The 11,864-nt window shown below is 68.6% G+C and carries 10 protein-coding genes; 2 read left to right on the forward strand and 8 right to left on the reverse strand.

Features of this window, described 5'->3' with window-relative positions:
* Positions 1–41: 41 nt before the first annotated feature.
* Positions 42–656: a TetR/AcrR family transcriptional regulator gene (locus ACGFX9_RS32150; protein ID WP_393481004.1), complete on the reverse strand. Its 615-nt coding sequence runs from the start codon at positions 654–656 to the stop codon at positions 42–44.
* A gap of 124 nt (positions 657–780) precedes the next feature.
* Here ACGFX9_RS32150 and ACGFX9_RS32155 point away from each other — a divergent pair, with 124 nt between their 5' ends.
* Positions 781–2,337: an MFS transporter gene (locus ACGFX9_RS32155; protein WP_393481007.1), complete on the forward strand. Its 1,557-nt coding sequence runs from the start codon at positions 781–783 to the stop codon at positions 2,335–2,337.
* 67 nt (positions 2,338–2,404) lie between these two features.
* Here ACGFX9_RS32155 and ACGFX9_RS32160 read toward each other — a convergent pair whose 3' ends face one another.
* From ACGFX9_RS32160 to ACGFX9_RS32180, 5 genes are all read right to left on the reverse strand, one after another.
* A complete protein-coding gene (locus ACGFX9_RS32160; protein WP_393481346.1) occupies positions 2,405–4,108 on the reverse strand; it encodes a DUF4153 domain-containing protein in 1,704 nt (567 codons plus the stop codon).
* Positions 4,109–4,265: 157 nt separating this feature from the next.
* The gene (locus ACGFX9_RS32165; RefSeq protein ID WP_393481012.1) at positions 4,266–5,174 is read right to left on the reverse strand and encodes an ADP-ribosylglycohydrolase family protein; all 909 of its coding nucleotides are present in this window, start codon (positions 5,172–5,174) and stop codon (positions 4,266–4,268) included.
* Between the two features lie 12 nt (positions 5,175–5,186).
* Entirely contained in the window at positions 5,187–5,846 is a 660-nt protein-coding gene (locus ACGFX9_RS32170) for a histidine phosphatase family protein (protein WP_393481019.1), read from the reverse strand.
* 138 nt (positions 5,847–5,984) lie between these two features.
* Entirely contained in the window at positions 5,985–6,590 is a 606-nt protein-coding gene (locus ACGFX9_RS32175; RefSeq protein ID WP_393481024.1) for a YdbC family protein, read from the reverse strand.
* A gap of 33 nt (positions 6,591–6,623) precedes the next feature.
* Positions 6,624–7,457 (reverse strand): arylamine N-acetyltransferase, encoded by an 834-nt coding sequence (locus ACGFX9_RS32180; protein WP_393481030.1) that lies wholly within the window; start codon positions 7,455–7,457, stop codon positions 6,624–6,626.
* A gap of 90 nt (positions 7,458–7,547) precedes the next feature.
* On the opposite strand from ACGFX9_RS32180, the gene ACGFX9_RS32185 reads away from it, so the two are divergent.
* Positions 7,548–8,075, forward strand: a complete 528-nt coding sequence (locus ACGFX9_RS32185) for a TerD family protein (RefSeq protein ID WP_393481035.1) — start codon at positions 7,548–7,550, stop codon at positions 8,073–8,075.
* 74 nt (positions 8,076–8,149) lie between these two features.
* On the opposite strand, the gene ACGFX9_RS32190 is transcribed toward ACGFX9_RS32185, so the two are convergent.
* The gene (locus ACGFX9_RS32190; RefSeq protein ID WP_393481040.1) at positions 8,150–11,047 is read right to left on the reverse strand and encodes a vitamin B12-dependent ribonucleotide reductase; all 2,898 of its coding nucleotides are present in this window, start codon (positions 11,045–11,047) and stop codon (positions 8,150–8,152) included.
* A gap of 135 nt (positions 11,048–11,182) precedes the next feature.
* Positions 11,183–11,737 carry a transcriptional regulator NrdR gene (gene nrdR, locus ACGFX9_RS32195; protein WP_393481047.1) on the reverse strand — a complete coding sequence of 185 codons (555 nt, stop codon included), beginning with the start codon at positions 11,735–11,737 and terminating at the stop codon, positions 11,183–11,185.
* Positions 11,738–11,864: the final 127 nt, after the last annotated feature.

An 11,864-nucleotide genomic window follows, 5' to 3' on the forward strand; every position in this document is an offset into this window, starting at 1 on the left:
AGACAGCGTACGCCGCCCGACGCCACCTGCGACACCCAGGTCTACCGGCGGAGCAGCGGAACCATCACCTGGTCGATCAGCGCGGTGAATTCCTCGTCCCCCCATTCGCTCCCGCACACCTTGGAGCGATACATCATCATCGCCGGAATGACGTCGCAGACGTAGGGATCCATGGCCTCGGCACGTACTTCTCCACGCTCCACTCCACGGCGTACGACCTCCTTGATCAGCTCCACGCTCGGCTCGATGACCCCGTTGAAGATCACTCCGTGGAAACGTTCGGCCGACACCGTGTCGCACTCGTGAAGCACAGCACGGAGAGCGAATCCGGGACGCGAGAACATCGCCTCGCGCATCTGGCGGCACAGCTGGAGGAGATCCTCCCTGACCCCGCCGCAGTCCGGTGCGGAGTCGAGCTTCGGAAGGCCGGCCCGCAGCGCTTCCACGACGAGGTCCTCCTTGGAGGGCCAGCGGCGGTAGACCGCGGCCTTGCCGGTCTGCGCGCTCGCGGCCACACCTTCCATCGTCAGGCCGTTCCAGCCGACGGTACTGAGCTGCTCGAGCGCGGCCTCCAGGATCGCCCGCTCCAGTACGGGGCCCCGGCGCCGCAGGGAGGCCGTTTGAGCGGTAGCGGCGCTCCAGCGCGAAGTAGCCATCGATATCTCTCCGTTGAACGTTCGAGGCAGTGTCAGTGAACGGTTGCGTTCACTGATGGGGATCACTACCGTGGTCGACACAGTGAACGGTTGCGTTCACTAAGGCACTTATGGGGGACCCATAGTGACAACCTCTCAGTTAACTAAAGATCAGAAACCGGGGGCCGCCCGCCGAGAAGGCCGACCCGGTATCGCCCTGGCCGTCATCGCGGCCTGCCAACTCATGGTGGTCCTCGACGCGACGATTGTGAACATCGCGCTCCCGCACATTCAGGACGCGCTCACATTCTCGACAACTGACCTCACTTGGGTCGTCAGCGCGTACACGCTCACCTTCGGTGGCCTGCTACTTCTCGGTGGCCGCGCCGGTGACATCCTCGGCCGCCGCCGGGTCTTCATGACCGGCATCCTGCTCTTCACTCTCGCCTCGCTCCTGGGTGGATTCGCCCAGGAACCATGGCAGTTGCTGGCCGCGCGCGCCCTCCAGGGCGTAGGTGGCGCGATAGCATCACCCACCTCCCTGGCGCTCATCACCACGACCTTCCCCGAAGGCCCCGAGCGCAACCGCGCGTTCGGTGTCTTCGCCGCGGTCTCCGCGGGGGGCGGCGCCATCGGACTGCTCGCCGGCGGCATGCTCACGGAGTGGCTCGACTGGCGCTGGGTGCTGTTCGTGAACGTACCCATCGGTCTGCTGATCGCCTTCCTCGCCCCGCTCTACATCAACGAGTCCGAGCGCCATCCGGGCCGCTTCGACATCGCGGGCGCGCTCACGTCGACCCTCGGCATGGCCTCCTTGGTCTACGGCTTCATCCGGGCTGCCGCGGAGGGCTGGCGCGACAGCCTCACCCTGGGGTCCTTCGGCGCCGCGATCGTGCTGCTCCTGGCCTTCGCCCTGGTCGAGAGCCGGGCCAAGGAACCGATCACTCCGCTGAAGATGTTCGCCGACCGGAACCGCTCGGGCACGTACGTGATCATGCTGAGCCTGGCCGCGGCGATGTTCGGCATGTTCTTCTTCATCGTGCTCTTCGTCCAGAACGTCCTGGACTACACACCGATCGAGGCAGGTCTCGCCTTCCTGCCCGTGACGGTCGCGATCGTGGTGGGAGCGGGCATCTCCCAGCGGCTGCTGCCGGTCCTCGGACCGAAGCCGTTCATGGTGACCGGCTCGTCCATCGTGGCCCTCGGGCTCGGCTGGCAGGCCCTCATCAGCCCGGACAGTTCGTATCTGGGCGGGGTGCTCGGCCCGATGCTGCTGTTCGGCTTCGGCATGGGCCTGAACTTCGTGACCCTTACATTGACGGCCGTCTCCGGAGTGGCCCCGCACGAGGCGGGCGCCGCATCAGGGCTGCTCAACGCGACGCAACAGGTCGGCGGCTCGCTCGGCCTCTCCATCCTCACCACGGTGTTCGGCTCGGCTAGCCGGGACGAGGGCAAGGAACAGATGGCCGACTTCATGGCGAACGCGTCGCCGCAGCAGAAGGCCACCTTCGCCAAGTCCGGTGAACTGCCGGCGCCCTGGGGGCATGAGGTGCTGGCGCACGGCATCTCGACGGCCTTCATTCCGGCCGCGGCCATGGCCGTACTCGCTCTGATCACCGCCCTGGTGCTGGTCAGGGTGCGCAAGAGCGACCTGGACGCGCTGTCCGGGACGGCGAGCGCGGCGGGACCCGCCGGGGGCTGAGGGGCGTGCAGGGGCCCCAAGGGGTGGGCGTGGGCGGGCGGCACGCGGGGGCCGCCCCGCCCCCCTCTCAGCGGTACGCAACCTCCTGGCGGGTTTGCCCGCAGCTCATCGGATTCGCCGCCGTAGGAGGCCGTTCGGCGATGATGTCCCGGGCCCGCGACTCCCCCAGGCTTGTGGCGTACCAGGGGCCACGCTCGGCCCCGAGGCCATCCGCGATGCCCTCCAGAGCGCAGGAACGGAGCGGCTCCGGCAGCCCGTCGGCGGCCGGGGCGGCATCGGCGGACAGCCCACGTGCGTAGTCCAGGTCGAACTTCCCGGTGTCCTGGTAGCGCTGGACATTGCGCTCGGCGATGAGCGCGTCGGGCGAGAGCAGTCCGAAGGCAAGCACACCGACCGCGGCACTGGCGGCGACGGCGCGCGGCAGCCAGCGGGCGCCCCACACCCCGGCCGCAATGATCAACACGATGATCACGCCGAGCCAGAGCTCGACGGCGACGACCGACACCCGCAGCCTGGTCAGGCCGTACGCGTCGACGTACATGTCCATGCGCCGCACCGCCGACGCCACCACGACCAACGTGAGGGCACAGAGCGTGCCGAGCACGGCTCGCACGAGAGTGCGGTCACCGGGCCCGCCGCGCGGCGCCCAGCGCAGCGCGAGGACGATGACGGCCAGGGTGAGCAGCGTGGCCAGGAGCAGCTGCCAGAAGCCCTGACGCGCGTACTCGGAGTACGACAGGTCGGTCGTGTCGAGGACGGCGTCGTAGCCGCCGAAGAGCACGGCGAGCTGCACCACGTTGAACACCGCGAAGAGCACGTTGAGCACGATCAGCGGCAGCGCCCACTCGACGCGGCCTCGCGCCCGGCCGGGGCCCACGGTGAGGCGGTCCCAGCGCACCGGCGAGGCGGCGGTGTGCGCCGCGGCGAGCGCCCCGATGACACCGACCACGAAGAGCAGCACGCGCCACGGACCATCGGCTACGGACGCGTCGGGCATCAGATCGCCCAGCAGCCCCGCGAAGGCGGCGTCGGCCCCGGCGAACAGCGCCCCGAAGACGAGCAGCAGCACGGCGGTCACCGCGGCGGCCCGCAGCACGGGCCCGCTCCGGGTCCCGCTCGCGCGCCCCCGCACCCCGCGCCAGCCCCACCGGATGCCGGAGAGCACGCCGTCGAGGAGACCGAGCGGGCCGAGCAGTACGCCGAGCCAGGTGCGGCAGCCGTGCAGGGCGAGGGAGCCGAGTGCGACGGCGGAGACGATGGCGAGGAACGAGGGCCAGCCCGCGTCCCGCAGCGCGGGCACGACAAGCAGCGCGAGGCCGCCGATCGCCCAGGCCAGCGTCCATGGGCGCGGCCTGCGACCGGCCTGCTCGGCGGCGAAGTACGCGGCAAGGGCGGCCGGCACGGCGACGATCAGCAGATTGATCGCCAGCCCGTCGCCGAGCAGCATCATGCTCAGGAGCCCGGTCGCGAGCGCGGCGCCGAGCGTGCCCGTGCGGATCGCGGCGGGCGGCTCGGCCCGCAGATCGGCGAGCAGCGGCTCAGGTTTGCTCGCGCCCGCCGGGTACGCCCAGTCGGGATGAGGCCGCGGGCCCTCCTCCGCCCTTCGCGGCACGGGGACGGCGTCCTCGGGTTGTTCAGGTACGCCGACGGCATCTGCCGGCTCGGGGTTGGACGGTGTGGACGGTGTATCGGACACGGGACCCCCTCCCGGCCGGTCCGCACGCGCAGCAGACGGCACGCGCGCGTGGCCGGGCCGCCGGGCGACCGGCATCTCGTTGAGGACACGCAAGTCATGATCAACTCACGGCCTGCGGAAAAGGGTAGCCGCGTAACCGAAGACCGCCGACGAGCCCTCCATCCTGTGGCATGACCGTGACAGTGAGACGCGCTGTGGCCTGACCTGACAGTGAGACGCCGAGAACCCGGTGTCAGCCCGCCTCGACCGGCATCCAGCCGGGCAGCGGCTCGGTCCGCTCCAGCCACTCGTCGCCGGGCGATCCGCCCGCCCCGCCGGCGACGACTCCTCCGACGATCGCGCAGGTCGTGTCCATGTCGCCGCCCACCTGGGCGGTGTCCCAGATGGCCTTCTCGTAGGCACCGAGGCCACGGGCGGCCGACCACAGGGCGAACGGAACCGTGTCGTGAGCGGTCGTACGACGGCCGCAGCCGAGGACAGCGGCGACCGTGGCCGCGTCTCCGTAGTCGAGCATGTCCCGCGCCCTGCGCAGCCCCGCCCCCACCGCACTGCGCGGCACGAGGTCGATGACACCGTCGAGCAGCGCCTTCGGAGCGGGCGGCCCCGCGGGATCGGCTGTCAGCGCCGCCGCCGCAGCCACCGCCATGGCGCCCACGACGGCCTCGCGGTGCTGATGCGTGGGGTACGCCGAGATCTCCGCCTGGTGCGTGGCCTGCTCGGGGTCATCCGCGTACCAGGCACCGAGCGGCGCGATGCGCATGGCCGCGCCGTTCCCCCAGGAGCCCTGGCCCTTGAACAGCGCGGAAGCCAGCTCCCGCCAGTCCCCGCCCTCTCTGACCTGCCGGAGCAGCCTGTTGACGGCAGGGCCGTAGCCACGGTCGAAGTCGTGGTGCTCGGCGAAGGACAGCGCGAGGGCGTCCTGGTCGATGCGGTGGTGGCGGACCAGGATCGCCAGCACGGAGCAGGCCATCTCGGTGTCGTCGGTCCATTGCCAGGGGCCTGGAGGCGCTTCGCGGCGGCGCAGCAGGGGGTAGTTCGCGGGCACGAAGAACTGTGAGCCCAGCGCGTCCCCCACCGCCAGTCCACGCAGGCTGGCCAGAGCGCGGGCCAGGCGCCGGTCGGGAGAGGAGTCAGCGGTCATCGCTCTGCCACTCTATCCGGTGACGCCGTACGGCTCAGGTTCGCGCCAGCGTTCGAACGGCCGGTCCAGTGTGTACTTGCCGTCATCGCCGAGCACCAGCGTCCGCATCTCGCCGTTCCCGGGGTTGGACAGCGACTCGAACTCCGCCACCGACCAGTGGAACCACCGCATGCAGAACAGGCGCATGGTCAGGCCGTGGGTGACGAGGAGGACGTTCGGCGGGTGGTCCGGGGCCTCGAAACTCCGGTACAGGCTCTCCAGGAACGCGCCCACCCTGTCGTAGACATCGGCTCCCGACTCGCCCTGCGCGAAACGGTAGAAGAAGTGTCCGTACGCGTCGCGGTAGGCCTTCTGCAGCCTGACGTCGTCCCTGTCCTGCCAGTTCCCCCAGTCCTGCTCCCGCAGTCGCGGCTCCTCGCGCACCCGCACCAGCTCGGGGTCCAGGCGCAGCGCCCGGAAGGTCTCATGGGTGCGGCGGTACGGCGAGACGTACACGCTCACCCGTTCGTTTCCGACCGCTTCGCGCACTTGCTCGCCCGTCTCCTCCGCCTGCCGCCACCCCTTCTCGGTGAGCGCCAAGGCGTGATCGGGCTCGCGCTCGTACACGGTGTCGTCGGCGTTTCCGGCCGACTCGCCGTGCCGGACAAGGAAGATGCGCCGCGGGCGTGCCATAGGGAAACCCTAGATCGGCCCACCTCGGACGGCCCAACCGGTCGGCGGTCCTGGCTCCATCCGGCCTATGCGGACGCCGCTCGCAGCGCCGTTCACAGCGATATCGCGGCAGGTCACCGGGGCCGGCCGCGCCTGGCGTCACACCGTCCAGGACGGCTCCAGCTCCACGATGTCGCCGGCGAGGGCCGCGACATCGGCCTCCGTCCGGGCACGCAGCAACAGGCGTTCCACCCGTTCCCTGCGGTACTTGCCGTGCTCGGCGGCCGCCTGCCACATCGAGAGGATGAGGAACTCATGCCCGGGCGCCTCACCGAAGAGCCCGCGCACCATCCCCGGGGAGCCGGCCATCGCCGGATTCCAGACCTTCTCCTGCATCAGGGCGAAATGCTCCACCCGCGCCTCGCGCACCCGGCAGTGCGCGACCCGCACCACATCAGCGTCCGCGAAGCGGGGCTCGAAGCCCGTCTTCACGTCGAAACGGTGGTCGAAGAGCTTGACCTGGATGTCCTTGAAGGTGCCCGCCTGGGTGGCGGCGAGCCGGTCATGGGAGCGTGCCATGAAGGAGTCGTAGAAGGCCCGGCTCTCCCAGAAGGCGAAGACGTGGGCCACACCCGGCCGCTCCCGGCTCCACCCCCCGCCCTGTCCCCGGAACCCCGGCTCCCCCAGAAGCCCCGCCCACTTCCGCTGTCCCCGTTCGAACCCCCGTCGGTCCACCACGGTGCAGCGAATCCACTTGACCAGCACCGCGCCATCGTACGGCGCTGAGCGTGGCGCGGGTCACGCTCCGGCGTAGTGCGCCCGGATCAGCTCGGCGTGGTCGTCGGCGTTCAGTTCAATACCGAACTCCAGGGCGAGTACGTCCCTCAACTCCTCGGCGGATACGTCGCGTTCGTCCGATGTGCCGTCCGGACGCGTCACCGCCAGGTGCTCGCCGACCAAGATGCGGCGGGCCTCCGGAGCGGCCCTCTGGATCACCGGTCGGCGGATGAACGACGACATGGGGTGGGTCGATGTGTAGTGGTTCATGACTACGTAGTCGACGGGAAAGCGCTCTTCCAGCGTGTACTCATAGAGATCGAACCAGCCGTCCGCGTGCTCGGTACGCAACACCCGGGCACCGTTTGCCTCTTGGACGATCCCGAACCGCCACTCTCCTTGTCGTACGTCCTGTCGTACGTCGGTCTCATCCCCCATGGCGATCGGTTCGAGCAGTCCTTCGGCACCGAAACCGACGTCGCAGTGCCACTGCCGCCCGTCCGCCTCGACCTTCAGGAGCATGTGTGTCACGGCGCGACGCGACGAGGCGCCAACGCGCACCCGGGCGCCAAGTCCCGTGACGGCGAAGCCGATACGTTCCAGAGCCGCCGCGAACAGCAGGTTCTGCTCATAGCAGTAACCGCCCCTGCGCCGACGCACCAGCTTGTCCTGCAGCGCCGCCAGATCCAGCGGCACGGGCCGGCCGACCATCATCTCCAGGTTCTCGAAGGGGATGGCCGCCACGTGCGCTCTGTGGAGCGCACGGAGGGTGTCGAAGCCGGGCTTCGTCTCCCCGTCGTGGCCGATCCTCGCCAAATAGGCCTCGATATCCAGTTCTTCGCCGTTCCACGTCATGGGCCAACGATGTCAGTCATGCGTCGTAGCGTGTCTGTTGGACATGCCTAGTGCATCGGCGTCAGCGGGGACTACGGAGGGGGATCTCTGATGAGCAGTGTCAGCAAGGGAATTGAGAAGGTCGAGGTAGGGCTCAAGTGGGATCCGAGCCCCGTCGGATCGCCGTCGCACGATCTCGACATCATCGCCGCGACCTACTCCACGGACGCTCCGTACGGCAGCCCCGTGTATCTCGTGCACTTCGACAGCCGTGCCCCCGACGGGACGATCACCCTCAACAGGGACAGCCAGACGGGACAGGGCTTCGGTTTCGACGAGGTCATGACCCTGGAGCTCGGCCGCCTCTCGACCACGTACGCGCGCGTGGTGGTCGGTGTGGCCATACAGCCTCATGAGGGACAGAAGGTCTTCGGCGACATCGCCAACACCTCCGTACGCATCCGCCAGGGATACACGGACCTCGCCCTGAGCGACCTCTCCGGTGTCTCCCGGTTCACGGCGGCGACCGTCGCCGAGTTCGCAAGGGACGAGTCGGGCGCCTGGACCTTCCGCGAGATCATCCGCGGATTCGACGCCGACCCGACGTCCTTCGCCGCGCTGATGGGCGGTGAGCTCTGAGAACGCGATGAGGGGCCGGCGGAGCCGACCGGCTCCACCAACCCCTCACTCGGCTGGATCAGCCGATCAGCCGATCAGCTGCAGCCACTGGTCGAGCCGCAGCCCTCGCAGATGTAGCAGGAGCCGGCGCGCTGCATCTTCGTCCCGCAGGAGAAGCACAGCGGTGCGTCGGCCTGGATGCCGAGCTGCATCTCGACGAGCTCGGCGCTGGTGTGCGCCTGCTGCGGAGCGGGCTTCTCGGCCTCGGCCTTCGGCTCGGCGACGGCCTTCAGGGCTTCGGGCTGCCGCGGCGCGGACTGGGCCAGACCCTCGACGTCGAGGTCGGACTCGTCCATGGACGGCTCGTACGAACCGGTGTCCAGGTGACGCTGACGCTCCTCGGCGGAGTGGATGCCGAGCGCGGAGCGCGTCTCGAAGGGCAGGAAGTCCAGCGCCAGGCGACGGAAGATGTAGTCGACGATCGACTGCGCCATCCGCACGTCCGGGTCGTCCGTCATGCCGGCCGGCTCGAAGCGCATGTTCGTGAACTTCGAGACGTACGTCTCCAGCGGGACGCCGTACTGCAGGCCCACGGAGACGGCGATCGAGAAGGCGTCCATCATGCCCGCGAGGGTCGAACCCTGCTTGGACATCTTCAGGAAGACCTCGCCGAGACCGTCGTCCGGGTAGGAGTTGGCGGTCATGTAGCCCTCGGCGCCACCCACGGTGAAGGAGGTGGTGATCCCCGGACGGCCCTTGGGAAGGCGCTTGCGGACGGGGCGGTACTCGACCACCTTCTCGACCGCGGCACGGATCGTGTCCTCGGTCTTCTCGGTGACCTCGGCCTTCTCCTTCTCCTTCTTCTTGGCGGAGAGGGGCTGGCCGACCTTGCAGTTGTCGCGGTAGATGGCGAGCGCCTTGACGCCCATCTTCCAGGCCTCGTAGTAGACCTCTTCGACGTCCTCGACGGTGGCCGTCTCCGGGAGGTTGACCGTCTTGGAGAGCGCGCCGGAGATCCACGGCTGGATGGCCGCCATCATCCGGACGTGGCCCATCGCGGAGATGGAACGCTCGCCCATCGCGCAGTCGAAGACCTCGTAGTGCTCGGGCTTCAGACCCGGGGCGTCGATCACATTGCCGTGGTCGGCGATGTGGGCGACGATCGCCTCGATCTGCTCCTCCTGGTAACCCAGGCGACGCAGGGCCTGCGGCACGGTGCCGTTGACGATCTGCATCGAGCCGCCGCCGACGAGCTTCTTGAACTTGACCAGGGCGAGGTCGGGCTCAAGGCCGGTGGTGTCGCAGGACATCGCGAGACCGATGGTGCCGGTCGGGGCGATGACCGACGCCTGGGAGTTACGGAACCCGTTCTTCTCGCCGAGGCGGAGTACGTCCTGCCAGGCCTCCGTGGCGGCGGCCCAGATCGGCGAGTCCAGGTCGTCCACGCGGGGGGCCGTGGCGTTGGCGTCGGAGTGCTGCTTCATGACGCGCTTGTGCGGCGTGGCGTTCTTGGCGTAGCCGTCGTAGGGACCGACGACCGCGGCGAGCTCGGCGGAACGCTTGTACGACGTGCCCGTCATCAGGGAGGTGATGGCGCCGGCCAGGGAGCGGCCGCCGTCGGAGTCGTACGCGTGACCGGTGGCCATCAGCAGGGCGCCGAGGTTGGCGTAGCCGATGCCCAGCTGGCGGAAGGCGCGGGTGTTCTCGCCGATCTTCTGCGTCGGGAAGTCCGCGAAGCAGATCGAGATGTCCATCGCGGTGATGACCAGCTCGACGACCTTCGAGAAGCGCTCGGCGTCGAAGGACTGCGTGCCCAGGCCGTCGTCCTTGAGGAACTTCATCAGGTTCAGCGAGGCGAGGTTGCAGGACGTGTTGTCCAGGTGCATGTACTCGCTGCACGGGTTCGAGCCGTTGATCCGGCCGGACTCCGGGCAGGTGTGCCAGGCGTTGATGGTGTCGTCGTACTGGATGCCGGGGTCGGCACAGGCCCACGCGGCCTCGGCCATCTTGCGGAAGAGCGACTTGGCGTCGACCTCCTCGATGACGTCGCCCGTCATGCGGGACGTCAGACCGAACTTGCCGCCCTCCTCGACCGCCTTCATGAACGTGTCGTTCACGCGGACCGAGTTGTTGGCGTTCTGGTACTGGACGGACGTGATGTCGTCGCCGCCCAGGTCCATGTCGAAGCCCGCGTCACGCAGGGCGCGGATCTTCTCCTCTTCCTTCACCTTGGTCTCGATGAAGCCCTCGATGTCGGGGTGGTCGACGTCGAGGATGACCATCTTGGCCGCGCGGCGCGTGGCGCCACCCGACTTGATCGTTCCTGCGGACGCGTCGGCACCTCGCATGAAGGAGACCGGCCCCGAGGCGTTGCCGCCGGAGGACAGCAGTTCCTTCGAGGAACGGATGCGGGAGAGGTTCAGGCCGGCTCCGGAGCCGCCCTTGAAGATCATCCCCTCTTCCTTGTACCAGTCGAGGATCGAGTCCATGGAGTCGTCGACGGCCAGGATGAAGCAGGCGGAGACCTGCTGCGGCTGGGGCGTACCGACGTTGAACCAGACCGGCGAGTTGAAGCTGAAGATCTGGTGCAGGAGGGCGTACGCCAGCTCGTGCTCGAAGATCTCGGCGTCGGCGGGCGAAGCGAAGTAGCTGTAGTCCTCGCCGGCCTTCCGGTACGTCTTCACGATGCGGTCGATCAGCTGCTTGAGGCCGGTCTCGCGCTGCGGGGTGCCAACGGCCCCGCGGAAGTACTTACTGGTGACGATGTTGACCGCGTTCACCGACCAGAAGTCGGGGAACTCGACGCCACGCTGCTCGAAGTTCACCGAGCCGTCGCGCCAGTTGGTCATGACGACGTCTCGGCGCTCCCAGACCACCTCGTCGTACGGATGCACGCCGGGCGTCGTATGGATGCGCTCGATACGCAGACCCTTGCTGGCCTTGGATCCCTTGGCTCGGGAACCTCGTGCCGGGCCGCTCGTCGTCTCGGTCATGCCGCCTCCCTGTATCAGGCTGAAACGCCCTGAAGTACCACGTTCTTCCCGTGGCACATATGTGTCTGGTGCCGCGGAATCCCACGAAGGTCATCCGCAACAGGTCTGGTGTGCCGCCGTCGGCCGTTCAGCCGGTCAGTCGGCGGCAGTGGCGGGCACCGGGACTTCGACAGTCCCTCCGGGCCCGCGGTCTGCTCCGCCGCGCTCCCCGCCGGCGTCCCGCGGCTCCACGTCGAGCCGCTTTTCCCGCTTGTCCCTCAGCTCCCCGATGGCAGCCTCGAAGTCCTCAAGTGAGTCGAACGCCCGGTAGACGGACGCGAAGCGCAGGTAGGCCACGAGGTCCAGCTCCTGCAACGGACCGAGTATGGCCAGACCCACGTCGTGCGTCGTCAGTTCGGCGCTCCCGGTGGCGCGCACCGCCTCTTCGACCCGCTGGCCGAGCTGGGCGAGGGCGTCCTCGGTGACCGGCCGCCCCTGGCACGCCTTGCGTACGCCGTTGATCACCTTCGTACGGCTGAAGGGTTCGGTGACGCCGCTGCGCTTGACCACCATCAGCGAACACGTCTCCACGGTCGTGAAACGACGGGAGCAGTCGGGACACTGACGGCGCCTGCGGATCGACGTGCCGTCGTCGGTGGTGCGGCTGTCGACCACGCGACTGTCGGGGTGCCTGCAGAAGGGGCAGTGCATGGAACTCCCAACCCTCCTTCATGACACGACTCATAGGCCTCAACAGGCCCATGAGGCCCTCGAAGCAGCCCCAAGCATAGGTGATGCCCGAGGCCTGGAAAGACCGGGGACCACAACTTCTGGGCCG

It is taken from the genome of Streptomyces sp. NPDC048436, assembly GCF_043200355.1.
In the GTDB taxonomy this organism is placed as follows: Bacteria; Actinomycetota; Actinomycetes; order Streptomycetales; family Streptomycetaceae; genus Streptomyces.

What these genes read in the sequence shown, in the direction of transcription:
- ACGFX9_RS32150 (WP_393481004.1), bottom strand. Translation starts at nt 656, where the DNA reads ATGGCTACTTCGCGCTGGAGCGCCGCTACCGCTCAAACGGCCTCCCTG.
- ACGFX9_RS32160 (WP_393481346.1), bottom strand. Translation starts at nt 4,108, where the DNA reads ATGCCGGTCGCCCGGCGGCCCGGCCACGCGCGCGTGCCGTCTGCTGCG.
- ACGFX9_RS32165 (WP_393481012.1), bottom strand. Translation starts at nt 5,174, where the DNA reads ATGACCGCTGACTCCTCTCCCGACCGGCGCCTGGCCCGCGCTCTGGCC.
- ACGFX9_RS32170 (WP_393481019.1), bottom strand. Translation starts at nt 5,846, where the DNA reads ATGGCACGCCCGCGGCGCATCTTCCTTGTCCGGCACGGCGAGTCGGCC.
- ACGFX9_RS32180 (WP_393481030.1), bottom strand. Translation starts at nt 7,457, where the DNA reads ATGACGTGGAACGGCGAAGAACTGGATATCGAGGCCTATTTGGCGAGG.
- ACGFX9_RS32185 (WP_393481035.1), top strand. Translation starts at nt 7,548, where the DNA reads ATGAGCAGTGTCAGCAAGGGAATTGAGAAGGTCGAGGTAGGGCTCAAG.
- ACGFX9_RS32190 (WP_393481040.1), bottom strand. Translation starts at nt 11,047, where the DNA reads ATGACCGAGACGACGAGCGGCCCGGCACGAGGTTCCCGAGCCAAGGGA.
- nrdR (WP_393481047.1), bottom strand. Translation starts at nt 11,737, where the DNA reads ATGCACTGCCCCTTCTGCAGGCACCCCGACAGTCGCGTGGTCGACAGC.